Origin of the sequence: Streptomyces sp. P6-2-1, from assembly GCF_050613165.1 — a bacterium.
GTDB lineage: Bacteria > Actinomycetota > Actinomycetes > Streptomycetales > Streptomycetaceae > Streptomyces.
In genome coordinates, this window is sequence record NZ_CP192513.1 from 785,344 (window position 1) to 809,131 (window position 23,788).

A 23,788-nucleotide genomic window follows, 5' to 3' on the forward strand; every position below is an offset into this window, starting at 1 on the left:
CCGCGTGTACGGGCAAGTCCGCCGCTCAAGAATGCGGACAGCCGCCCCACAGGTCGCCTATGTTGGCCGTGACGAAAATGTGGACGATGCCGAGGGCCCCCGACCAGGGGCCCGGCATCATGTGGATGGAGGCGCTGTGAGCAGCGACCCGTGGGGCCGAGTCGACGAGACCGGGACCGTGTACGTGCGGACCGCCGAGGGTGAGCGGGAGGTCGGTTCCTGGCAGGCCGGTTCGCCCGCCGAGGCCCTCGCGTACTTCGAGCGCAAGTACGAGGGGCTCGTCGTCGAGATCGGGCTGTTGGAGCGCCGCGTGCGGACGACGGATCTCTCGGCGAAGGACGCCCAGGCCGCCGTGGAGCACCTGCGCGCGCAGGTGCGCGGCGCGAACGCGGTGGGTGACCTCGACGCGCTCGACAAGCGTCTGGAGAAGCTCCTGGCGACGGTCCAGGAGCGCCAGGAGGTACGGAAGGCCGAGCGCGCCAAGCAGAGCGAGGAGAGCCGCAAGGCCAAGGAGGAGCTGGTCGCCGAGGCCGAGCAGCTCGCCGAGAGCGAGCAGTGGCGGGTCGCGGGGGAGCGTCTTCGGGCCCTCGTGGACATCTGGAAGGGGCTGCCCCGTCTGGACCGCAAGTCCGACGACGAGCTGTGGCACCGCTTCTCGCACGCCCGTTCCGCGTTCTCCAAGCGGCGCAAGGCGCACTTCGCCGCGCTCGACGCGCAGCGCGAGGAGGCCCGCAAGGTCAAGGAGGGCCTGGTCGCCGAGGCCGAGTCGCTCTCGAACTCGACCGAGTGGGGCCCGACGGCCGCGCGCTACCGCGAGCTGATGACGCGCTGGAAGGCGGCGGGGCGCGCGCAGCGCGAGGCGGAGGACGAGCTGTGGACCCGCTTCCGGGCCGCGCAGGATGTCTTCTTCTCGGCGCGCAACGAGCTGTTCGCCGAGCGTGACGTCGAGCAGGGCGAGAACCTGAAGCTCAAGGAGGCGCTCGCCGACGAGGCGGAGAAGCTGCTCCCTGTCAAGGACCTCAAGGCGGTCAGGGCGGCGTTCCGCGGCATCAACGAGCGCTGGGAGGCCATCGGGCACGTGCCGCGCGACGCGCGGCCGAAGGTCGAGGGCCGCCTGCACGCCGTGGAGCGGGCGATCCAGGAGGCCGAGGAGGCCGAGTGGCGCCGTACCAACCCCGAAGCCCGCGCCCGTGCCGCCGGTCTCACCGGGCAGCTCCAGGGCGCCGTCGACAAGCTGCACGCGCAGATCGCGCAGGCGGAGTCGGCGGGCAACACGGCGAAGGCCGCGAAGCTGCGCGGTGAGCTGGAGGGCCGCCAGGCCCTGCTCGACCAGGCGCTGAAGGGCCTGGAGGAGTTCGGGGGCTGACACCGGCTGACACGGCTGACACCGGGGCCGGCTTCGGCCTCGGGGCCGGCTTCGGCCGGCGCGCCCGCGGACAGCGCTCGTACGGCTCGTACGGCTCGTTGGCTACGCGGAAGGGGCCCACCGGAATGTTCCGGTGGGCCCCTTCGCGTGCCTCCGCTACGGGCGCCGTGCCGAGGTCACCCGGTACACGTCGTACACGCCCTCCACGCCCCGCACCGCCTTGAGCACGTGCCCGAGGTGCTTGGGGTCCCCCATCTCGAAGGTGAACCGCGAGGTCGCCACCCGGTCCCGCGAGGTCTGCACCGCCGCCGAGAGGATGTTGACGTGCTGGTCGGAGAGGACCCGCGTGACGTCCGAGAGCAGCCGCGAGCGGTCGAGCGCCTCGACCTGGATGGCGACGAGGAAGACCGAGGACTGCGTCGGCGCCCACTCGACGTCGAGCATCCGCTCCGGCTGCTTCGAGAGCGAGTCCACGTTGACGCAGTCCTTGCGGTGCACCGAGACGCCGTTGCCGCGCGTCACGAAACCCACGATCGGGTCCCCGGGCACCGGCGTGCAGCACCGCGCGAGCTTGACCCACACGTCTTCGACGCCCTTGACGATGACGCCGGGGTCGGACTTGGCGCGCCGCTTGCGCCGGGCCCGCGAGGGCGGCTGGGACTCGGCGAGGTCGTCCTTGGTCTCCTCCTCGCCGCCGTAGGACTGCACGAGCTTCTGGAGCACGTTCTGCGCGGGCACGTGGCCCTCGCCGATCGCCGCGTAGAGCGAGGAGATGTCCGCGTAGCGCATCTCGTGCGCGAGCGTGACGAGGCTGTCGCTCGTGAGGATGCGGTGGATCGGCAGGTTCTGCTTGCGCATCGCGCGGACGATGGCGTCCTTGCCCTGCTCGATCGCCTCCTCGCGGCGCTCCTTGGAGAAGTGCCCGCGGATCTTGTTGCGCGCGCGGGGGGATTTGACGAAGCCGAGCCAGTCGCGCGAGGGCCCGGCGCCCGCGGCCTTGGAGGTGAAGACCTCGACGACGTCACCGTTGTCGAGCGTGGACTCCAGGGGCACGAGGCGGCCGTTGACCCGCGCGCCGATCGTGCGGTTGCCGACCTCGGTGTGCACGGCGTACGCGAAGTCGACGGGCGTCGCGCCCGCGGGCAGCGCGATGACGTCGCCCTTGGGCGTGAAGACGAAGACCTCGTTGCGCGAGAGGTCGAAGCGCAGCGACTCCAGGAACTCGCCCGGGTCCTCGGTCTCCTTCTGCCAGTCGAGCAGCTGGCGCAGCCACGCCATGTCGTTGATCGCGCCGTCGTCCTTGCCGGACTTCTTCGGCACGTCGGTGCGCACCTTGGAGGCGCCCGCGACGGCTTCCTGCTTGTACTTCCAGTGCGCGGCGATGCCGTACTCGGCGCGGCGGTGCATGTCGAAGGTGCGGATCTGGAGTTCGACGGGCTTGCCGCCGGGTCCTATGACCGTCGTGTGCAGCGACTGGTACATGTTGAACTTCGGCATCGCGATGTAGTCCTTGAACCGGCCCGGGACCGGGTTCCATCGCGCGTGCACGGTGCCGAGTGCCGCATAGCAGTCACGGACGGTGTCCACCAGGACACGGATGCCGACGAGGTCGTAGATCTCCGCGAAGTCGCGACCCCGCACGATCATCTTCTGGTAGACGCTGTAGTAGTGCTTCGGGCGGCCCGTGACGGTCGCCTTGATACGGGCGGCGCGCAGGTCGGACTGCACCTCGTCGGTGACGACGGCGAGGTACTCGTCGCGCTTGGGGGCGCGCTCGGCGACGAGACGGACGATCTCGTCGTACATCTTCGGGTAGAGGATCGCGAAGGCGAGGTCCTCCAGCTCCCACTTGATGGTGTTCATGCCCAGGCGGTGGGCGAGCGGGGCGTAGATCTCCAGGGTCTCGCGGGCCTTCTTCTCCTGCTTCTCGCGCTTGAGGTACCGCATCGTGCGCATGTTGTGCAGGCGGTCGGCGAGCTTGATGACGAGGACGCGCGGGTCCTTGGCCATCGCGACGACCATCTTGCGGACCGTCTCGGCCTGCGCGGCCTCGCCGAACTTGACCTTGTCGAGCTTGGTGACGCCGTCGACGAGGAGCGCGACGGTGTCGCCGAAGTCCTCACGGAGCGTGTCGAGTCCGTACTCGGTGTCCTCGACGGTGTCGTGGAGCAGCCCGGCCATGAGGGTCGCGGGGTCCATGCCCAGCTCGGCGAGGATCGTGGTGACGGCGAGCGGGTGCGTGATGTACGGGTCGCCGCTCTTGCGCTTCTGCCCGCGGTGCCAGCGCTCGGCGACCTGGTAGGCGTGCTCGATCTGGCGCAGGGTCGCCGTCTCGATCTTCGGGTCGTTGCCGCGCACGGTACGGAGCAGGGGCTCCAGGACCGGGTTGTACGGGTTGGAGCGCTGCACACCGAGGCGTGCGAGGCGGGCGCGGACGCGGTTGGAGGAGCCGCCGCGGTGCGTCACGGGCGGCGCGGGACGCGGCTGAGCGCCGGCGGGGCGCCCGGAGGCGCCCTGCGCCGCGCCGCCCGGCGCCGGCTTCTTGGCGGGCGGGGCGGGCTTCGGCGCGGCCTCGGGGTCCTGGGCGCCGGTGGTGAGTGACTGGGCCTCGTCTGGCAAGAGCGCTCCTCCTGTAGGCCCCTGGCGACCTGCCCGTGGGCGCGAGCGCGTGTGCGTGCGTCCCGGACGTGGTCCGGAGGCTGCCATCGTAGCGAGAGCCTGGCGCGCTGCCGCGCCTGCGGGCGATTCGGCGGGCGGCACAGGGGCACTGCGCCACTTGGTGCTGAAACATCCCTTTCGAGGGCTTTATTTCGCTTGCGGCACAGTGTCAATGGTTGGTCGTGGCGGGGCCGCGGTCAAGCGGTGAGGCGAAGGGCCGGTCCGCCGTGACGGCGGACCGGCCCTTCCCGGTGTCGCTGCGGCCCGCGTGGTGGGCCGCGCTCAGACCTGGAGCAGTGCCTCCAGGGGTGCCCCGTCGAGTACGGGGGCGAGCCGCGCGCGCCCGTCGAGGAAGCCCAGTTCCATGAGCACGGCGACCCCGGCGACCTGCGCGCCTGCCCGGCGGATGAGACCGAGGGACGCCTCGGCGGTGCCGCCGGTGGCGAGCACGTCGTCGATGACCATGACGTGGTCGTCGGCGCCGAGGTCCTCGGCGTGCACCTCGATCTCGGCGGTGCCGTACTCCAGCTCGTACTGCTGCGAGAGCGTCGCGCCCGGCAGTTTGCCCGCCTTGCGGACCGGCACGAAGCCGAGCCCGGCCCGGACGGCGACGGGGGCGCCGAGGATGAATCCCCGGGCCTCCAGGCCCACGACCTTCGTCGCGCCGTGCTTCGCGCACAGGGCGGCGAGGGCCTCGGTGAGGGCCGTGAAGGCGGCCGGATCGGCCAGGAGCGGGGTGATGTCCTTGAACACCACACCCGGCTCCGGGTAATCCGGGACGTCCCTGATACGGCTGAGCAACAGCTCCTTGTTGTCGGTCATCGGCGCTTTCCGGTCGTACGTCCGCCCCGGCCGTCGCGGCCGCGGGCGGGGGCGCCGCCCCGGGCGGGGGCGACGACCGGTCCGGCGGCCGCGGTGGCCCCCTGCGGTCCGTCCCCGTCCCGCGGTCCGTCGCCGAGGGCTTCGCCCTGCGCGGCGGCGGCACGCTTGGCGAGCACCCGTTTGGTGAGGGCCTTCATCTGCGGCTCCCGGCTCTTGAGGTCGGAGACCAGCGGGGTCGCGATGAAGATCGAGGAGTAGGCACCGGCGGCGAGGCCCACGAACAGCGACAGGGAGATGTCGTTGAGCATGCCGGCGCCGAGGAAGCCGCCCCCGATGAAGAGCAGCCCGGCGACCGGGAGGAGCGCGACGACCGTGGTGTTGATCGAGCGCACCAGGGTGCCGTTGATGCTCTGGTTGGCGATTTCCGCGTAGGTGGACTTCGTCTGCTTCGTGATGCCCTTCGACTGTTCCTTGAGGCTGTCGAAGACCACCACGGTGTCGTAGAGCGAGTACCCGAGGATGGTGAGCAGACCGATCACGGTGCCCGGGGTGACCTCGAAGCCGACGAGGGCGTAGACCCCGACCGTGATCGTGATGTCGTGGATCAGCGCGACGAGGGCCGCGACCGCCATGCGCCACTCGAAGGCGATCGCCAGGTAGATGACCACGAGCACCATGAAGATGCCGAGGCCCGTCCACGCCTTGTTGGCGATCTGCTCACCCCAGGAGGGACCGACGAGGTCGGCGTTGATGTCCTCGGCCTTGACGTCGAGGTCCTTGGCGAGCTGGGTCCTGATCTCGTCGGACTTGCCGGTGTCGATGCCGCTGATCTGGACGCGCATCCCGCCGTTGCCCAGCTTCTGGACGATCGCGTCGTGACCGGAGGCGTCCTCGGCCGCCTGCTCGGTGGCCGCGGCCGAGACGCTCGTCTTCGGCGTCGTGAAGACGGCGCCGCCCTCGAACTCGATCCCCATGTGCAGGCCGCGCACCGCGAGCCCGACGATCGCCGTGATCGTGATGAGGATGGAGACGCCGTACCAGATCTTGCGCTTGCCGATGAAGTCGTACCCGATTTCACCGCGGACGAGCCGGGCGCCGAGAGTACCGAGTCGCGACATGTCACGCCTCCTTGGGGTGGTCGGCGTGGACGCGGGGGGTGCGGGTGCGGCGCAGCGGCGGCTTGGCGCCGAGCCGCTTGGGGTCGAACCCGGACCAGGGATGGCCCTGGCTGAAGAACTTCCGGCGGGCCAGGAGCGTCAGGAGCGGCTTCGTGAAGAGGAAGACCGTGACGACGTCCAGGAGCGTGGTGAGGCCCAGCGTGAAGGCGAAGCCCTGCACCTTGCCGACCGTGACGACGAAGAGCACGGCGGCGGCGAGGAAGGAGACGAAGTCGGAGACGAGGATGGTGCGCCGGGCGCGCGGCCAGCCGCGCTCGACGGCGGGGCGCAGACTGCGTCCCTCGCGCACCTCGTCCCTGACGCGTTCGAAGAAGACGATGAAGGAGTCGGCCGTGATACCGATCGCGACGATCGCCCCGCAGACGGCGGGGAGGTTGAGCGCGAAGCCGATGCCCGGGCCGAGCAGCGTCATGATCGTGTACGTGAGGATGCCGGAGACCACGAGCGAGGCGATCGCGATGAGCGCGAGACCGCGGTAGTAGACCACCAGGTAGATGATCACGAGCGCGAGCCCGACGGCACCGGCGATGAGCCCGGCGCGCAGCTGCTCACCACCGAGGGCGGCGGTCACCGTGGTGACGGTCTCCTCGTGGAAGGTGAGCGGGAGGGCGCCGTAGGAGAGGACGTTGGCGAGGTCCTTCGCCGATTCCTGGCTGAAGCTGCCGGAGATCTCGGCGCTGCCGCCGAGGCGCTCGCTGACGCTGGGCGCGGAGACGACGTCGCCGTCGAGGACGATGGCGAACTGGTTCATCGGGGACTGCTGCTGCGCGAGCTTGCCCGTGATCGAGGAGAACTTCTTCTTGCCCTCCCCGTTGAACTTCATCTGCACGATCCACTGGTTGCGCTGCGGGTCCAGGACGGAGTCGGCGCTCTTGACGTTCTTGCCCTCGACCTCGGCGGGGCCGAGGAGGTACTTGGCCCACTGACCGCCCTCGTTGCCGCAGGCGACCATCGACGCGGTGGGCTTGACGCCCGCGGTGGCCTTCACGCGCGCGGACTTGTCGGAGCAGTCCAGGGAGCTGAAGAGAGCCGTGGTCTTGTCGTCGGGCGAGGTGGAGGCGTCCGGCGAGGGACTCGCGGCGGCGTCCTTGGCGTCCGTGTCGCTCTTGGCGGTCGCGGAGGGCGTGGCGTCGGCCTTGAGGGCCTGCGGCACCGCGCGGCCCTGCGAGGACGTGTCGCCCGACCCGGCTGTGGTGCCGCTCGCGCTCGACGAGGCCGACGGCGAGGCGGTGGAGCCGCCCGCGCCCGCGCTCGACTCCGGCGAGGGGCTGGCCGTGCCGGAGGGGCTCGACGTCGCGGAGGGGCTGCTGCTCGCCGAGGGGTCGGCGGCGGGCGTACCCGCGGCGATCTGGAGGACCGGGCGGAAGTAGAGCTGGGCGGTGGTACCGACCTGCTCCCTCGCCTGCTTCTCGTTGGTGCCGCGCGGGATGTTGACCACGATGTGGTCGCTGCCCTGGGTCTGGACCTCGGCCTCGGAGACCCCGAGCCCGTTGACGCGGCGGTTGATGATGTCGACCGCCGTGTCCATGTTGGTCTTGTTGACCGCGTTCTTCTGCCCCGGCTCGTTCTGGGCCTTGAGCGTGATGCTCGTACCGCCCGCGAGGTCGATGCCGAGGCGGGGCGTCGTGTGCCCGGAGAGGAACATCCCGCCCGTGAGCGCCACGAGGGCGACCAGGATCAGAGCGAGTGCGCGGCCAGGCTTGGACTGGCTGCTGCTGCGCCCTCTGCTCTTGTTAGGTGCTGCCACCTTCTCGTTTCTCCCTGTCCAACCGCTCCGCACGGTGAGAACAACCGGCTGAGGCGGCGCTGAAGTGATGTGGGGAATCCGCGTCCGTCCGCCCACGACCGGGCAAGGCTTTCATGGTCGTGGGCGTCCGGGTGCCACCGTCCGCGCGGGCCCGTGTGCCACGCATGCCCCGGGACCGCGCCCGGCCGCTCGCCGGGCCCGGCCTCGGTCCGCGCCTACTTGCCCTCGGCCTCGCTGTCGGCCTTCTTGGGAGCAGTCTCCTCGGCCTTGTCGGCGAGCGCTTCGGCGGGGGTGGTGTCCTTGGACAGGTCGATGCGCGCGTCCTCGTCCTCGTGCTCGGCGGTCTCGCCCTCGGTGAGCGAGGAGGCGTCGTCGGGAACGACGGCGTCGAAGTCCTCGCCGTCGCTGACGATGCGGTCCCACTCCTCGTCGCTGATGACCGAGCCGATGGCGTTCTTGGCGTAGCGGGCGTGGACGCCGGGGGCGACCTCCAGGAGCACGGTGTCCTCACCGACCTCCTTGACCAGCGCGTACATGCCGCCGATCGTGCGCACGCCGGAGCCGGGCTGCATCTCGCTCCGCATGTTGGCAGCGGCCTGCTGCTTCCGCTTTGCGGAGCGGGTCATCAGGAACATCGCCCCGATGATCAGGATGAAAGGGAGGAGGGAGACGATAGAGGAGGGCACGGTAGGGAGTCCTTAGCACGACCGCGCGATGCTGCGGCCTGTCGGGATCGGGGGGCACGCCGGCCACAAGGGACGGCATCGGCGGAGTCTAGGCGAGTCTCCGTCGAGGGAACAACGTTCAGCATCGCACCGCAGTTCCTTGTGTGGCCACACTCGTGCGGCTCGGGCCGCGATCTCGTGCGGCTCGAACGGCGATCTCGTGCGGCCGGGACCGGTGGCTCGGGCGGCTCACGCCGGGAAGAGACCGGCTTGTCCTGGTGCGCCCTGGGGTGGGGCGAGCCCGAGGTGGGCCCACGCCGCTGGAGTGGCGACCCGGCCGCGCGGAGTGCGGGCGAGGAGGCCCTCGCGCACCAGGAAGGGCTCCGCCACTTCCTCCACCGTCTCACGTTCCTCGCCGACGGCGACAGAGAGAGTGGAAAGACCCACAGGGCCGCCGGAGAAGAGCTTGAGCAGCGCTTCGAGCACGGCGCGGTCGAGGCGGTCGAGTCCGCGCGTGTCGACCTCGTACACGCCGAGGGCCGCGGACGCGATGTCCTCGGTGATGTGCCCGTCCGCCTTGACCTGCGCATAGTCCCGTACGCGGCGCAGCAGCCTGTTGGCGATACGGGGCGTGCCGCGCGAGCGCCCGGCGATCTCGGCGGCGCCCGCGGGGTCGATCGCGACGTCGAGGAGCCGCGCCGAGCGATGGATCACACGTTCCAGCTCGGCGGGCGCGTAGAACTCCATGTGCGCGGTGAAGCCGAAGCGGTCGCGCAGCGGCGGGGGCAGCAGCCCGGCCCTGGTCGTGGCGCCGACGAGCGTGAAGGGCGGCAGCTCCAGCGGGATGGCGGTGGCTCCGGGGCCCTTGCCAACGATCACGTCGACGCGGAAGTCCTCCATCGCCATGTACAGCATCTCCTCGGCGGGCCGGGACATGCGGTGGATCTCGTCGAGGAAGAGGACCTCGCCCTCCTGGAGCGAGGAGAGGATCGCGGCGAGGTCGCCCGCGTGCTGGATCGCGGGGCCCGACGTGATGCGGATCGGGGCGCCCATCTCGGCGGCGATGATCATGGAGAGCGTCGTCTTGCCGAGCCCCGGGGCACCACTGAGCAGGACGTGGTCGGCCGTGGCGCCGCGCGCGCGGGCCGCCTTGAGGACGAGGTCGAGCTGTTCGCGCACCTTCTCCTGGCCGATGAACTCGTCCAGGTCCTTGGGGCGCAGCGCCGCCTCGACGGCGGTGTCCTCGGTGTCGGCCCCGGCGTCGACGAGCCGGGGGTCGGCGCCGGCGGCGCTGTCCGGTGTCTCGTCGTCCCAGTTCACGGTGGCCTCTGTTTCTCTCGTCGGTGTTTCTCTCGCCGGTACGGGTGTGCCGTACGTCACTTGGTGCGGTTGAGGGTCTGGAGTGCCGCGCGCAGCAGCGGGCCGATCTCGGGGACGCCCTGCTGCGCCTCGGCCTGCGGGGTGACCGCCTCGACGGCCTCCTCGGCCTCGCGCGGCTGGTACCCCAGGCCGACGAGGGCGGTGTGCAGTTGCTCGGTCCACGGGGGCGGCCCCGCGGCGGCCCGGCGCTGGGCGCCGAGCGCGCCGGTGCCGAGCGGCTGCCCGAGGCGGTCCTTGAGTTCGAGGATGAGTTTCTGCGCGCCCTTCTTGCCGATGCCGGGCACGGCGGTGAGGGCCTTCTCATCGGCGGTCGACACGGCGAGGCGCAGGGCGTCGGGCGAGAGCGTGGCGAGCATGGCCTGGGCGAGCCGGGGGCCCACGCCGCTCGCGGTCTGGAGCAGCTCGAAGGTCTGCCGCTCGTCGTCGTCGGCGAAGCCGTAGAGCGTGAGGGAGTCCTCACGCACGACGAGCGAGGTGGCGATACGGGCCTGCTCACCGATCCGCAGGGTCGCGAGCGTGTGCGGGGTGCACTGCACGGCCATGCCGATCCCGCCGACCTCGACGACGGCGCTCGTGGGGCCGAGTGCGGCGACGGGCCCGCTGACGAAGGCGATCACCTGGCCACCTCGTACCGCGCCGGGTGCTGCGCGTCGCTGGGACGTGGGCTGTTCATCGCACGGCCTTTCGTACGGGGGGTACGGGGGGTACGGGGCGCGTGGCGCGGGCGGCGGAGCGGGCCCGTTCGTGCGCCTCCTGGAGCCTGTTCTTCGTGGGCGCCCGCCAGATGTGGCAGATGGCGAGCGCGAGGGCGTCGGCGGCGTCGGCCGGCTTCGGCGGCTCGGCGAGCCGCAGGAGGCGCGTGACCATCGCGCCGACCTGCGCCTTGTCCGCGCGGCCGCTGCCCGTGACGGCGGCCTTCACCTCGCTCGGCGTGTGCAGCGCGACGGGCAGCCCGCGCCGCGCGGCGCACAGCATCGCGACGGCGCTGGCCTGCGCGGTGCCCATCACGGTGCGCACGTTGTGCTGGCTGAAGACACGCTCGATCGCCACGTACTCCGGCCGGTGCGTGTCGAGCCACTCCTCGATCCCGGCCTCGACCGCGAGCAGCCGCTGCGCCGGCTCCGCGTCGGCGGAGGTGCGCACGACCCCGACGCCGACCATCGTCAGCGCCCGCCCCGGCACCCCGTCGACCACGCCGACCCCGCAACGGGTCAGCCCCGGGTCCACCCCGAGCACGCGCACCGCGCCACCCCCTCGCTCACCAGTCCGAACGGCCCGTGTCACGTGCGGTGCACCCTACTAGCCGTCACCGACAGCGGCGGCCCGCAACGACGCGGCGCGGGCCCGGGGCGTGTCGCCCCCGGCCCGCGCCGCGCGCACCTCGTGCACCGCTCAGGCGTCGACCTTCTCCATGACCTCGTCGGAGACGTCGAAGTTGGCGAAGACGTTCTGCACGTCGTCGCTGTCCTCCAGCGCGTCGATGAGCTTGAAGATCTTGCGCGCGCCCTCCTCGTCCAGCTCGACCTGCATGGTCGGGACGAAGTTGGCGTCGGCGGAGTCGTAGTCGATACCGGCCTCCTGGAGCGCGGTGCGCACCGCGACCAGGTCGGTGGCCTCGCTCAGCACCTCGAAGCTGTCGCCGAGGTCGTTGACCTCCTCGGCGCCCGCGTCCAGGACCGCGCCGAGCACGTCGTCCTCGCTCAGTTCACCCTTGGGGACGACGACGACGCCCTTGCGGTTGAAGAGGTACGAGACGGAGCCGGGGTCGGCCATCGAGCCGCCGTTGCGGGTCATCGCGACGCGCACGTCGGAGGCCGCGCGGTTGCGGTTGTCGGTGAGGCACTCGATGAGGACGGCGACACCGTTGGGGCCGTAGCCCTCGTACATGATCGTCTCGTAGTCGGCGCCACCGGCTTCGAGACCGGCGCCGCGCTTCATGGCGGAGTCGATGTTCTTGTTGGGGACCGACTGCTTCTTCGCCTTCTGCACGGCGTCGAAGAGCGTCGGGTTGCCCTCCAGGTCCGCGCCGCCCATGCGCGCCGCGACCTCGATGTTCTTGATGAGCTTCGCGAAGAGCTTGCCGCGCTTGGCGTCGATCACGGCCTTCTTGTGCTTCGTCGTCGCCCATTTAGAGTGGCCGGACATCTGCCTGTCTCCTTCGCGTTACCCATTCACCTACGAACCCGAGAGATCCTACCGGGACGCGCCACCGCTCCTCGCCCGCACCATCGCGGTGAAGAGCCCGTGCACCCGGTGGTCGCCGGTCAGCTCGGGGTGGAAGGCGGTGGCGAGGGCGGTGCCCTGGCGCACGGCGACGGGCCTTCCCTCGTACGTGGCGAGCACCTCGACCCCCGCGCCCGTCGACTCGGCCCACGGCGCGCGGATGAACACTCCTTCGACGGGCGGCCCCGCCACGCCGGTGACCGGTACGGGCGCCTCGAAGGACTCGTTCTGCCTGCCGAAGGCGTTGCGGCGCACGATCATGTCGATGCCGCCGATCGTCTCCTGGCCCGCGCGCGGGTCGAGGATCTTGTCGGCGAGCAGGATCATGCCCGCGCAGGTCCCGTAGACCGGCAGTCCGCCTGCGACGGCGGCGCGCAGCGGCTCCAGGAGCCCGAAGAGGCGCGCGAGCTTGGAGATCGTCGTGGACTCCCCGCCGGGCAGCACGAGTCCGTCGACGGCGGCGAGTTCCCGCGGGGTGCGTACGGGGACGGGGCGCGCGCCCGCCGCGGTGAGCGCGGCGGTGTGCTCGCGTACGTCGCCCTGGAGCGCGAGCACCCCGATCAGCGGCGCACCGGCCGACGCGCCACCGGCCGCCGGCTCACCAGCCACGGTTGGCGTACCGCTCGGTCTCGGGGAGCGTGTCGCAGTTGATGCCGACCATCGCCTCACCGAGGTTGCGCGAGGCGTCCGCGATGACCTTGGGGTCGTCGTAGAACGTCGTGGCGCGGACGATCGCCGCCGCGCGCTTGGCGGGGTCGCCCGACTTGAAGATGCCGGAGCCCACGAAGACGCCCTCGGCGCCGAGCTGGCGCATGAGCGCGGCGTCCGCGGGGGTCGCGACGCCGCCCGCCGAGAACAGCACGACGGGCAGCTTGCCGAGTTCCGCGACCTCCTTGACCAGCTCGTAGGGGGCGCGCAGTTCCTTCGCCGCCGCGTACAGCTCGTTGTGGTCGCACCCGCGCAGCTTCGCGATCTCGCCCTTGATCTGGCGCAGGTGGCGCACGGCCTCGACGACGTTGCCGGTCCCGGCCTCGCCCTTGGAGCGGATCATCGCGGCGCCCTCGGCGATGCGGCGCAGGGCCTCGCCGAGGTTGGTGGCGCCGCACACGAAGGGCGTCGTGAAGGCGAACTTGTCGCTGTGGTTGACCTCGTCGGCCGGGGTGAGGACCTCGGACTCGTCGATGTAGTCGACGCCGAGTGCCTGGAGCACCTGGGCCTCGACGAAGTGGCCGATGCGGGACTTGGCCATGACGGGGATGGAGACGGCCTCGATGATGCCCTCGATCATGTCCGGGTCGGACATCCGGGCCACGCCGCCGTCCTTGCGGATATCGGCGGGGACGCGCTCCAGGGCCATGACGGCGACGGCCCCCGCGTCCTCGGCGATCTTGGCCTGCTCGGGCGTCACGACGTCCATGATGACGCCGCCCTTGAGCTGCTCCGCCATCCCGCGCTTGACGCGCGCGGTACCGGTCACAGGGCTGGTCTCAGTAGTTTCAGGCACGACGAACCTCACAGGAAAACCGCTGGTGGGAGACACCAGAAGCAAACTCCGTGCGGCCGTCGGCGGACAAGGGCCAATCGTGAGGTCGTGGCCCCCGCGCGCTCGCGCGAAGCGGGTGCCGGGCCGAACCGTGTGGCGCCTGGGCAGGCCGGACGCCTCGGCGAACCGGGCGCCTGGGCGGGCCCGGGGCGGGCCCGGGGCGGGCCCGGGGCGGGGCCTGGCGGGCCGGCTGCTGTGCTACGCCGCCACCCGCTCCGCGAGCGGCCCCGGTGGCTCGTCGTCCATCTCGAAGGCCATCGGGAACGGCGCGTGCCCCGCGAGCCGGAACCACCGCACGGTCCGGTGCCGCCGCAGCGCCCGCGCGGCCCGTACCGCGTCGTTGTGGAAGCGCCGCGCCATCGGCACCCGCCGTACCGCCTCGGCGAGTTCGTCGAGCGCCGCCTCGCCCCCCGGCGCCTCGCGCACCGCTGCGATGTCCTCGGCGTCCCCGAGCACGGCCCGCAGGGCCTGGCTCAACTCGCTCTCGGCGACCTCCCGTTGCTCCTCCTCGGCCTGCCGCGCGGCGAAGGCGGCCTCGTAGAGGACGAGCGAAGCGGCGGGGTCGAGCAGCCCGGAGGTGGCGAGTTCCTGGGCGACCGATACGCGCCGCAGCAACTGCGCGTCGAGCCCGGCCCGCGTCGCGTCGATGCGCGCGTGCAGGCGGTCGAGCCGCCCCGCGGTCCAGCTCAGGTAGACGGCGATGAGCAGCAGCGCGATACCGGCCCACACGAAACTTGTGATCACCGCACCAGCCTAAGGGGCGGGGGTACGGGGCCGGGTCGCGTTCCCGAAGCGGGAGTACGGGGCGGTCGCGTTCCCGAAGCGGCGCCCCGGCCCCGTGCCCCGCCGCTCCCCTACTCCCGTGCCAGCCCGAACCGCCTGCGCAGTCCCCGCTGTTCCTCGGCGGCGACCGAGGCCGCGCCGTCCGTGACCGTCTCGTAGACCGCGAGGATGTCCGCGCCGACCGTCGACCAGTCGAAGCGCCGCACGTGCGCGGTCGCCGCCTCGCGCAGCTCCGCGCGCCGCTCCGGGTCCCCGAGCAGGCGGATCGCGGCCTCGGCGAGCGCCTCGGCGTCCTCGTTCGCGAACAGCTCGCCCGCCGCGCCCTGGTCGAGTACCTGGGCGAAGGCGTCGATGTCGCTCGCGAGGACGGGCGCGCCCGCCGACATGGCTTCGACGAGGATGATCCCGAAGCTCTCGCCGCCGGTGTTGGGCGCCACGTACAGGTCGACGCTGCTCAGGAAGCGCGCCTTGTCCTCGTCGCTCACCATGCCGAGGAACTCGACGCGGTCGCGGTACGCGCGGGGCAGCGGTTCCAGCGCCTCCTCCGCGTCCCCGCGCCCGGCGACGAGCAGCCGTGTGCCCGGGCGCGCCGCGAGGATGCGGGGCAGCGCGCGCATGAGCACGGGCAGGCCCTTGCGGGGCTCGTCGATGCGCCCTATGAAGCCGATCGTGCCGCCCTGCCACTCGGGCTTCGGCTCGGCGTCCGCGAAGAAGGAGACGTCGACGCCGTTGGGGATGACGACCGCGTCGCCCCCGAGATGCTCCACGAGCGTGCGGCGCGCGTACTCGCTCACGGCGATGCGCGCGCTGATCTTCTCCAGGGCCGCCTGGAGGATTCCGTACGCGGCCGTCATCGCGCGCGAGCGCGGGTTCGACGTGTGGAAGGTGGCGACCATCGGTCCCCGCGCGGCCCAGCAGGTGAGCAGCCCGAGCGAGGGCGAGGAGGGCTCGTGGATGTGGATGACGTCGAAGTGGCCGTTCTGGATCCAGCGGCGGACCCGGGCGGCCGAGAGGATGCCGAAGTTGAGCCGCGCGACCGAGCCGTTGTACGGCACGGGGACGGCCCGGCCCGCCGAGACGACGTACGGCGGCAACGGCGTCTCGTCGTCGGCGGGCGCGAGCACGGAGACCTCGTGGCCGAGCCTGATGAGGTGCTCGGCGAGGTCCCTGATGTGGAACTGGACGCCGCCGGGCACGTCCCAGGAGTACGGGCAGACGATGCCGATCCTCACGGGCCCACCTCGGCGGGCGGGCCCCCGTCGGAGGTACGGGGAGCTTCCGGCGTACGGGGCTCCTCGGGCGTACCCGCCTCGGACTCCGTCCCGCCGCGCCCCGGGTCCTTGGCCGGGTCGAGGTCGGCGAGCCAGAACTTCTGGAGCATGTGCCAGTCCTGCGGATGCGCGGCGACGCCGCTCGCGAAGACGTCGGCGAGCGCCTGCGTCATGAGAGCCGTCTTCTCGGCCCGCGAGCCGGCCGCGGGCGGCGTGATCTCGGGGTGGACGCGCCCGCGCATGACGGGCGACTCGTCGTACCAGAGGGTCACGGGCAGGAGCGCGGCCCCGGTGTGCTGCGCGAGCATCGCGGGCCCCGCGGGCATCCGGGTCGGCTCCCCGAGGAAGTCGACGGGCACTCCGGAGGCGGACAGGTCGCGGTCGGCGACGAGGCACACCATGCCGCCGGAGCGCAGGCGCCGCGCGAGGGTCCCGAAGGCCGCGCCGCCCGTGTGCGGCAGGACCTCCATGCCGAGCCCCTCGCGGTAGGCGACGAAGCGGTCGTAGAGCGACTCGGGCTTGAGCCGCTCGGCGACCGTGGTGAACGGTATGCCCAGCTCGGTGGTGACCCAGGCGCCCGCGAGGTCCCAGTTGGCGAGGTGCGGGAGAGCCAGTATCACGCCGCGCCCCTCGGCGAGGGGGCGGTCGAGGTGGTCGAGGCCGTCGGGCGCGAAGCCGAGCCGTACCCGTCGCTCGCTCCAGGCGGGCAGCCGGAAGGACTCCATCCAGTACCGCAGGTACGAGCGCATCCCGGCGCGCGAGAGCTGCGAGAGCCGCTCGGGGCTCGCTTCGGGCACGACCCGGCGCAGGTTCGCCTCCAGCTGGCGCACGCCCTTGCCGCGCTTCTTCCAGGTCTGGTCGGCGATCGAGCGGCCGAGCGCGACGGCCGCGGGCTCGGGGAGCGTGCGTACCGTCGCCCAGCCGAGGCCGTAGAGCCGGTCGGCGACGTCGTCCTTGTCCGGCAGGCGGCGGGCGAGTCCGCCCGGCAGTCGGCTCACGAGGTGGCCTCACTCTCCTGGAGGTGCTGGGCGGCGGCGTCGGCCTCGGCCGATTCGCGGCGCACGGTGACGACCCGCTGGACGATGGTGACGAGGGAGCCCGCGGCGACGACCCACAGCGCGATCGGCAGCAGGATGTCGATGTGCGGGACGCCGAAGGTGACGCGGAAGCCCGCGAGACCGGCGAGTACGAGGGTGATGACGAGGCGCTCCGCGCGTTCGACGAGCCCGTTGACGGCGACCGGGAGCCCGATCGCCTCGCCGCGCGCCTTCGTGTACGAGACGACCTGGCCGCTCGCGAGGCAGAAGATGGCGACGGCGGCGAGCATGTCGTTGTCGCCCTTGCCCGCGTACCAGAGCGCGAAGCCGCCGAAGATCGCGGCGTCGGCGACGCGGTCGAGCGTCGAGTCGAGGAACGCGCCCCAGCGGCTGGAGATCTTCGCCTGACGGGCCATGTTGCCGTCCACGAGGTCCGAGAAGACGAACAGCGTGATGACGATGGTGCCCCAGAAGAACTCACCGCGCGGGAAGAACACGAGGGCCCCCGCGACGACGCCCGCCGTACCGATGAGGGTCACGGTGTCCGGGCTCACCCCCCGCCGGAGCAGGAACGCGGCGAACGGCGTGAGGACACGCGTGAAGAACGCACGCGCGTACTTGTTCAGCATGGCCTTTCCAGAGGGTTCGGGTGCCCTGCGACCACCACGGCCACCGGCTGCCCCATCGTAGTCACGCCCGCCCCGTGCCGTGGGCGCGGACCCGGCCGCCGCCCGTTGGACTCCCTCCACCGTACGAAGAACCGACGGTCCTACCGGCGCGACCGCCGAAGCCCCCGTGCGCCCCCCGGCGCCGCCTCCCGCTCCGTGGAATCGGTGACGTCCCCCGTACGGCCGGATACGCTGATGAACTGATCAACAGGTGTGCGGGCGGCGGGAGTCGGGAAGGCCCGACGAGACGGTCCGGCGCCGCGCCGGCGTGATGGGGGCAGGATGAGCAGCTTCGACTTCAGTCCGGGGGCGCAGGTGCCGCTCGCGGGCGGTGCGGGACAGACCGCCCCGACCGGTGCGCTCGCCTCCGCCGCGTACCGCGACGGCCCGGTGGACGGGATACTCGCGGCCAACACCGAGTGGCACCAATGCAGCGTCTCGCCGCCGAAGATCAAGCTGCTGCGGCCCGACCTCGGCGAGGCCTTCGCGCACGCGGTGCAGACCCGGCTGCTCGGCGGCGGCCGCAAACCGCTCATCCAGTCCTTCGGGATGGAGCCGCAGGTCGTCGTCGAGCACTGCCTCGCGGCGAACAGCATCCGGCGGGCCAGGGACACCCGGCTCACCGTGATCATGCTCCTGTTCGGCGTGCTGTTCCTGCCCGGCCTCCTCCTCTACCTGGGTGTCTTCGCGCTGCGCCGCAGCGTCGCCGAGTCGGCGAACAAGCGCGCGGGGCTCCTCGTGACCCCGCTGCTCATCGCGCTCGGCGTGCTCGGGGTGCTCTTCCTCCTCAAGCTGCCCTTCGGCGGCTTCTGGGCCTGGTACCTGCGGGCCTGCGTCGTCGCGCCCCCGGCCGGCTGGTGGTTCGCCAAGCGGGCCTGCGAGACGACCGCGCGGGACCTGCGGGAGCGCTGGGAGGGGCTGCTCTCGGGCGGCGGCATCGGGGCGAAGATCCCCGAGGCGGTGCCGCGCGACCCGAACCAGAAGGCCGCCGAGGTGCTGCGCCAGTCGCTCGCCAAGCTCTCCGCCGAGCAGCGCTCCAACTCGGTCTTCTACGCGGGCCCCAAGGGCATCCTCGGTCTCGGCACCCGCTGGGGCAGCTGGCAGCTCGCCGAGGAGCTGGTGCCGCGTGAGCCCGGCGCCGAGATCCACCCCTTCCGCAGCTACGACGTGGTCCGCGCGATCCACGACCAGCTCAAGCTCCTCGCGCGCGGCCCGCTGCACACCGGGGGCTTCCCCGAGCCGGACGTACGGCACTGGATCGTCACGCCGATCGGCGAGAACGCGGACTCCGTCTCGCGCCCCGAGGGCACCCACGTCGACGACTTCCAGATCCGCGACCACGAGGTCCAGCGGATCTGCAACGAGCAGCAGTTCGACGCCGGGGACCGGCACTACCTCGGCACGCAGTTCACGCTCTGGGACGGCCAGCTCGTCATCACGATGATGACGACGGTGACGGTGCTCCACGAGACGCTGCGCATCGAGGTCACCGGGCACGCGCTCGGCCCCGTCCACTCGCTCTTCATGGGCAAGCCCTCGCCGAAGAAGATCACCAAGCCGAAGCCGGTGCGGTTCTGGGAGACGAAGGACCACATGCTCCCGCTCGTCGACGCGAGCGAGGTCGTCCGGCTCGCGGCCCGCGCCCCGCTCACGTGGTACCCGCCGGTGCTCGACTTCCTGGGCGGCAAGCTCTCGCTGCCCGAGCCCTTCGGCCTGCGGCACGCCTGGGCCGCGCAGCCCTGGCGGCACCGCTTCATGGCGGACGACGCGCTGCGCACCGCGACCCCGGTGCTGCGCGTCGTGCACCAGGCGGCGCTGCGGGTGCTCGACGAGCACGGGGTGGACACGACCAAGTTCGGCGCCCGCTCCGGCGTCCTGAGCGGCGGCGTCCAGGAGGCGGCACCGCGCAAGGCGGACGTGTACGACGCCTGAGGAGCGGCACCCGGCGGGTACGGCGACGGGCCGGGCGGTACGGACGCCGGGCGGTACGGACGCCGGGCGGTACGGCTACGGGGAGCCCCGCATGCGTACCGCCCGGCCCGTCCGCGGGGGTTGCTACGGCCTGTTCTTCCCCGGCCACGCCTCGGCGAGCATCCGCCGGGTCTCGCCGAGGAGTTGCGGCAGTACCTTCGTCTGCCCCACGACGGGCATGAAGTTCGTGTCCCCGCCCCAGCGCGGCACGATGTGCTGGTGCAGGTGGGCCGCGATGCCCGCGCCCGCGACGGTGCCCTGGTTCATCCCGATGTTGAAGCCGTGCGCCCCCGAGGCGAGCCGCAGGGTCTCCATCGCCCGCTTCGTGTGCGCGGCCAGCTCGTCCGTCTCCTGCGGCGTCAGCGCCGTGTAGTCGGCGACGTGCCGGTACGGGACCGCCATGACGTGCCCGCCGTTGTACGGGTAGAGGTTGAGGACCGTGTAGACGTGCTCGCCGCGCGCGACGACCAGCCCGTCCTCGTCCGACTTGCCGGGGATCTCGCAGAAGGGGCAGCCGTCGCCCGCCGCCGGGCCGCTCGGTTTCCCCTCGCCCTGGATGTACGCCATCCGGTGCGGGGTCCACAGCCGCTGGAACGCGTCGGGCGTCCCCACTCCGATCTGCTGCTCCGGCTCACTCGTCATACGAGGCAGCATATTGCGTCACCCTCGCGGGGCGTGTCGTCCCTCCGGTGCACCCCTGCCCCCGCGCGAAGCTGTGCCGGTGCCGCCTGTCACCCCCGTCCCGCACCGTGAGGCGCCCCTCAGCCTCGCCGCCCTCCTTTTCCTCGCGGCGTACGCGGTGCGCGTACTCGTCGAGGACCTGCCCGCGTGGGCCCAGGACGTCTGCCACGGCGCGATGGCCCTCGCCTGGGCGGTGGCCCTCCTCGATCTCGCGGTGCGCTGGCGCCGTTCCCGCCTCGGGCGCGGCTTCCCGCGCCACCACCCGCTCGCGCTCCTGGTCGCGGTGCTCCCGCTGCTGCGCCCGCTCCAGTTCGTGCCGATCTACGAGGCGGTACGGCGCAAGCGGCGCCGCCCGGCGCTCTCGGTGCCCGCCCGCGTCATCACGTACACCGGGATCGCCGTGGTCATGACGGGCTTCACCGCGGCGCTCACCGTGTACTGGCTGGAGCGGAGCGCACCCGGCGCCTCGATCCGCGGCTTCGGCACCGCGGTGTGGTGGACGTGCGCGACGCTCGCGACGGTCGGCTACGGGGACGCGGTGCCCGTCACGGTGTGGGGGCGCGTCGTGGCGGTGGCCCTCATGGCCTGCGGGGTCGCGCTGCTCGGCGCCGTCACGGGCGCTTTCTCGACGTACCTCCTGCGGGTCTTCGACAGCGGACCGGACGAGGAGCGGGACAGCTGAGAACGAGGAGCGGGACGGCTGAGAACAGGGAACGGCCGGTCCCCCGCGGGGACCGGCCGTCACTTCGGGACCGCTCAGACCTGCACGCGCCGCTCGACGACGTCGAGGAGCTTGGCGATGGCCTCGTCCTTCGGGATGCCGTTCTCCTGCGAGCCGTCGCGGTGGCGGAAGGAGACGGTACCCGCGTTCATGTCGTCGTCGCCGACGATGACCATGAACGGCGTCTTCTGCTTCTGGTGGTTGCGGATCTTCTTCTGCATCCGGTCCGAGGAGGCGTCGACGTCGACGCGCAGTCCCTTCTTGCGCGCCTCGGCGGCGAACTCCTTGAGGTACGGGACGTGCGCGTCACCGACCGGGATGCCGACCGCCTGCACCGGGGCGAGCCACGGCGGCATGGCGCCCGCGTAGTGCTCGAGGAGCACGGCGAAGAAGCGCTCGATGGAGCCGAAGAGCGCCCGGTGGATCATGACGGGCCGCTGCCGCGAGCCGTCGGCGGCCGTGTAGGAGAGGTCGAAGCGCTCGGGCAGGTTGAAGTCGAGCTGGACGGTCGACATCTGCCAGGTGCGGCCGATCGCGTCGCGCGCCTGCACGGAGATCTTCGGCCCGTAGAAGGCGGCCCCGCCCGGGTCGGGCACGAGCGGCAGGCCCTGCTTCTCGGCGACCTGCTGGAGGGTCGCCGTCGCTTCCTCCCAGACCTCGTCGGAGCCGACGAACTTCTCCTCGTCCTTGGTGGACAGCTCCAGGTAGAAGTCGTCGAGCCCGTAGTCGCGGAGCAGGTTGAGGACGAAGGTGAGGGTCTTGTCCAGCTCCTCCGCCATCTGCTCCTTGGTGCAGTAGATGTGCGCGTCGTCCTGCGTGAAGCCGCGCGAGCGGGTCAGCCCGTGCACCACGCCGGACTTCTCGTACCGGTACACGGTCCCGAACTCGAAGAGGCGCAGCGGCAGCTCACGGTAGGAGCGCCCGCGCGCGTCGAAGATCAGGTTGTGCATCGGGCAGTTCATGGGCTTGAGGTAGTAGTCCACGCCCTCGTCGAGCTGCATGGGCGGGTACATGCCGTCCGCGTACCAGTCGAGGTGACCGCTCTTCTGGAAGAGGGCGCCCTTGGTGGTGTGCGGGCTGTAGACGAACTCGTAGCCCTCCTCCTCGTGCCGACGGCGCGAGTAGTCCTCCATCGCCCGGCGGATGATGCCGCCCTTGGGGTGGAAGACGGCGAGCCCGGGGCCGACCTCCTCGGGGAAGGAGAAGAGATCCAGCTCGTTGCCGAGCTTGCGGTGGTCGCGCTTCTCGGCCTCGGCGAGGAAGTCGAGGTGCGCCTTCAGCTCGTCCTTGGAGGGCCAGGCGGTCCCGTAGATGCGCTGGAGCATCGGGTTCTTCTCGCTGCCGCGCCAGTAGGCGGCGGCGTTGCGCATGAGCTTGAAGGCGGGGATGAGTCGCGTCGAGGGCAGGTGCGGGCCCCGGCAGAGGTCCTTCCAGCACAGCTCGCCGGTCTTCGCGTCGAGGTTGTCGTAGATCGTCAGCTCGTTGCCGCCGACCTCGACGGCGGAGCCGTCCTCGCTGGTCGAGCCGCCCTTGAGGCCGATCAGCTCCAGCTTGTACGGCTCGTCGGCCAGCTCGGCGCGGGCGTCCTCCTCGCTCACCACGCGGCGCGAGAAGCGCTGGCCGCGCTTCTGGATCTCCTGCATCTTCTTCTCGACGGCCTTGAGGTCCTCGGGCGTGAACGGCTTCTCGACGTCGAAGTCGTAGTAGAAGCCGTCCTTGACCGGCGGGCCGATGCCGAGCTTGGCCTCGGGGAAGATCTCCTGCACGGCCTGCGCCATGACGTGCGCGGTCGAGTGCCGCAGGATGTTGAGGCCGTCCTCGGAGGAGATCTCGACGGGCTCGACGGTCTCGCCCTCGCCCAGCACGTACGCGAGGTCCCTCAGCTCGCCGTCCACGCGGGCGGCGATGACGGTGCGCTCACCGGGGAAGAGGTCGGCGGCCGTAGTCCCCGTCGTCACCACACGCTCGTCCCGCTCGGAATCGCGCTGGATGATCACACGGACGTCTGACACCGGTCTCTCCTGACTGGAAATGGACACGCGCCGAGGCACGCGGGCCTTCCATGCTACCGGGCCGCGCCCCTCGGGTTCTTCCGGTGATCGGCCGGAAAAACACGCCTCTCCGGGGGTCCGGGCCGAAGGCCGGGGCAGGTCGAGGAGCCGGACGCGGGGGCGGAGCCCCGCGAAGGGGCGCACGCGCGGAGGGGGCCCCCGCTCCCGCACAACGGCCCGCCCCCGACTGACCCTCCGGAGGAAGGGGTATCCATTCGTCGGCATCAGGGGCGCCAACCACCCACCCGCCAGGAGAGGTTGACAAGAATGAGCTGGTACGAGGGACCACTCGCCGCCTACACCGCAACCCCCACAGGCCCCCGCACCGCGCAGGACCGCATCCTCTCGGCGGCGGTCGTCGCGCAGGATCACGCGGACGCCCCGCCCCGCTGCGAACGCTGGCTCGTCTGCCCCGGCACCCCGGTCCCGCGGTCCGCGCGGGCGGCGCTCGGCCTGAGCGAGGAACACATCCGCCGCAACGGGCGCTGGCCCGCCCCCGTGATGGACGAGGTGGCCCGCTCCCTGCACGAGCACGCGCTCACCGGGCGCCCCCTCGTCGTCCTCGACGCCCCCGTCGCGCTGGCCCTGCTCGACCGCGAGCTGCGCCGCCACCGGGCCACCTCGCTGACGGCCAGGCTCGGCCCGAAGCCGCTGCGGGTCCTGGACCCGGTGCTGCTCGACACGCGGCTGGATCGCTTCCGCAAGGGCGACCGCGCCTTGCGGACCCTGTGCTCGGTCTACCGCGTGCCGGGCGGCGATCCGCACGACCCGGTGGCGCGCGCCCTGGCCGCGCTGCACGTCGTCCGCGCGCTGGGACGCCGGTTCGCTGCCCGCCTCGGGCGCCTCAACGCGGCCGAACTCCACGCCCTCCAGGCGACATGGAGCACGCGCGGCCCCGCCGTTCCGTGGTTCGGGCTCCAGGCGACGCGCGCGCCGGAGCCGGAGGAGGGCTGGCCGCTGGGCCCCGCGCTGACGGGCGCCGCCTAGGGTCCGGGAGAACGGCGGCCGACAAAAAGGCCGGTC

21 protein-coding genes are annotated in these 23,788 nt (G+C 71.8%); 4 read left to right on the top strand and 17 right to left on the bottom strand.

Going from position 1 to position 23,788, the window contains the following annotated elements; genetic code table 11:
• Positions 1–136: 136 nt before the first annotated feature.
• The gene (locus ACQYWQ_RS03490; protein WP_431032393.1) at positions 137–1,366 is read left to right on the top strand and encodes a DUF349 domain-containing protein; all 1,230 of its coding nucleotides are present in this window, start codon (positions 137–139) and stop codon (positions 1,364–1,366) included.
• A 156-nt stretch (positions 1,367–1,522) separates the two neighbouring features.
• Here the strand turns inward: ACQYWQ_RS03490 and ACQYWQ_RS03495 are convergent, their stop codons facing one another.
• The 15 genes from ACQYWQ_RS03495 to pgsA all read right to left on the bottom strand — a co-directional run bounded on the left by ACQYWQ_RS03495 (position 1,523) and on the right by pgsA (position 17,302).
• Entirely contained in the window at positions 1,523–3,985 is a 2,463-nt protein-coding gene (locus tag ACQYWQ_RS03495) for a RelA/SpoT family protein (protein ID WP_431032394.1), read from the bottom strand.
• Positions 3,986–4,306: 321 nt separating this feature from the next.
• Entirely contained in the window at positions 4,307–4,846 is a 540-nt protein-coding gene (locus ACQYWQ_RS03500; RefSeq protein WP_431032395.1) for an adenine phosphoribosyltransferase, read from the bottom strand.
• Entirely contained in the window at positions 4,843–5,964 is a 1,122-nt protein-coding gene (secF, locus tag ACQYWQ_RS03505; protein WP_431032396.1) for a protein translocase subunit SecF, read from the bottom strand. Before secF ends, ACQYWQ_RS03500 begins: the two co-directional genes overlap by 4 nt.
• A gap of 1 nt (position 5,965) precedes the next feature.
• On the bottom strand, positions 5,966–7,771 hold the full coding sequence (gene secD / locus ACQYWQ_RS03510) for a protein translocase subunit SecD (protein ID WP_431032397.1): 1,806 nt from the start codon (positions 7,769–7,771) through the stop codon (positions 5,966–5,968).
• 215 nt (positions 7,772–7,986) lie between these two features.
• Positions 7,987–8,457 carry a preprotein translocase subunit YajC gene (yajC, locus tag ACQYWQ_RS03515; RefSeq protein ID WP_431032398.1) on the bottom strand — a complete coding sequence of 157 codons (471 nt, stop codon included), beginning with the start codon at positions 8,455–8,457 and terminating at the stop codon, positions 7,987–7,989.
• Between the two features lie 228 nt (positions 8,458–8,685).
• Entirely contained in the window at positions 8,686–9,756 is a 1,071-nt protein-coding gene (gene ruvB, locus ACQYWQ_RS03520) for a Holliday junction branch migration DNA helicase RuvB (protein ID WP_431032399.1), read from the bottom strand.
• 56 nt (positions 9,757–9,812) lie between these two features.
• A complete protein-coding gene (ruvA, locus tag ACQYWQ_RS03525; RefSeq protein ID WP_431032400.1) occupies positions 9,813–10,433 on the bottom strand; it encodes a Holliday junction branch migration protein RuvA in 621 nt (206 codons plus the stop codon).
• Between the two features lie 52 nt (positions 10,434–10,485).
• Positions 10,486–11,058: a crossover junction endodeoxyribonuclease RuvC gene (ruvC, locus tag ACQYWQ_RS03530; protein ID WP_431032401.1), complete on the bottom strand. Its 573-nt coding sequence runs from the start codon at positions 11,056–11,058 to the stop codon at positions 10,486–10,488.
• Positions 11,059–11,208: 150 nt separating this feature from the next.
• Complete coding sequence (locus ACQYWQ_RS03535) at positions 11,209–11,961, bottom strand: YebC/PmpR family DNA-binding transcriptional regulator (protein WP_431032402.1); 753 nt, start codon at positions 11,959–11,961, stop codon at positions 11,209–11,211.
• Between the two features lie 48 nt (positions 11,962–12,009).
• On the bottom strand, positions 12,010–12,648 hold the full coding sequence (gene pdxT / locus ACQYWQ_RS03540) for a pyridoxal 5'-phosphate synthase glutaminase subunit PdxT (protein WP_431032403.1): 639 nt from the start codon (positions 12,646–12,648) through the stop codon (positions 12,010–12,012).
• Positions 12,638–13,543 carry a pyridoxal 5'-phosphate synthase lyase subunit PdxS gene (gene pdxS / locus ACQYWQ_RS03545; protein WP_431032404.1) on the bottom strand — a complete coding sequence of 302 codons (906 nt, stop codon included), beginning with the start codon at positions 13,541–13,543 and terminating at the stop codon, positions 12,638–12,640. Before pdxS ends, pdxT begins: the two co-directional genes overlap by 11 nt.
• Before the next feature lie 237 nt (positions 13,544–13,780).
• Positions 13,781–14,326, bottom strand: coding sequence for a hypothetical protein (locus ACQYWQ_RS03550; RefSeq protein WP_431032405.1), 546 nt, complete (start codon positions 14,324–14,326; stop codon positions 13,781–13,783).
• Between the two features lie 110 nt (positions 14,327–14,436).
• Positions 14,437–15,597 (bottom strand): glycosyltransferase family 4 protein, encoded by a 1,161-nt coding sequence (locus tag ACQYWQ_RS03555; RefSeq protein WP_431032406.1) that lies wholly within the window; start codon positions 15,595–15,597, stop codon positions 14,437–14,439.
• Complete coding sequence (locus tag ACQYWQ_RS03560) at positions 15,594–16,634, bottom strand: phosphatidylinositol mannoside acyltransferase (RefSeq protein ID WP_431032407.1); 1,041 nt, start codon at positions 16,632–16,634, stop codon at positions 15,594–15,596. The genes ACQYWQ_RS03555 and ACQYWQ_RS03560 overlap by 4 nt, the downstream gene beginning before the upstream one ends.
• The gene (pgsA, locus tag ACQYWQ_RS03565) at positions 16,631–17,302 is read right to left on the bottom strand and encodes a phosphatidylinositol phosphate synthase (RefSeq protein WP_030997242.1); all 672 of its coding nucleotides are present in this window, start codon (positions 17,300–17,302) and stop codon (positions 16,631–16,633) included. Before pgsA ends, ACQYWQ_RS03560 begins: the two co-directional genes overlap by 4 nt.
• A gap of 321 nt (positions 17,303–17,623) precedes the next feature.
• On the opposite strand from pgsA, the gene ACQYWQ_RS03570 reads away from it, so the two are divergent.
• Positions 17,624–19,273, top strand: coding sequence for a hypothetical protein (locus ACQYWQ_RS03570; protein WP_431032408.1), 1,650 nt, complete (start codon positions 17,624–17,626; stop codon positions 19,271–19,273).
• 123 nt (positions 19,274–19,396) lie between these two features.
• Here ACQYWQ_RS03570 and ACQYWQ_RS03575 read toward each other — a convergent pair whose 3' ends face one another.
• Entirely contained in the window at positions 19,397–19,966 is a 570-nt protein-coding gene (locus tag ACQYWQ_RS03575; RefSeq protein WP_431032409.1) for an HIT family protein, read from the bottom strand.
• 67 nt (positions 19,967–20,033) lie between these two features.
• Between ACQYWQ_RS03575 and ACQYWQ_RS03580 the strand changes: the two genes are divergently transcribed.
• Positions 20,034–20,675, top strand: coding sequence for a potassium channel family protein (locus tag ACQYWQ_RS03580; RefSeq protein ID WP_431032410.1), 642 nt, complete (start codon positions 20,034–20,036; stop codon positions 20,673–20,675).
• 74 nt (positions 20,676–20,749) lie between these two features.
• Here the strand turns inward: ACQYWQ_RS03580 and thrS are convergent, their stop codons facing one another.
• Positions 20,750–22,726 carry a threonine--tRNA ligase gene (thrS, locus tag ACQYWQ_RS03585; RefSeq protein ID WP_431032412.1) on the bottom strand — a complete coding sequence of 659 codons (1,977 nt, stop codon included), beginning with the start codon at positions 22,724–22,726 and terminating at the stop codon, positions 20,750–20,752.
• Between the two features lie 306 nt (positions 22,727–23,032).
• Here thrS and ACQYWQ_RS03590 point away from each other — a divergent pair, with 306 nt between their 5' ends.
• Positions 23,033–23,752 (top strand): 3'-5' exonuclease, encoded by a 720-nt coding sequence (locus ACQYWQ_RS03590; RefSeq protein WP_431032413.1) that lies wholly within the window; start codon positions 23,033–23,035, stop codon positions 23,750–23,752.
• The last annotated feature ends 36 nt before the right edge of the window (positions 23,753–23,788 follow it).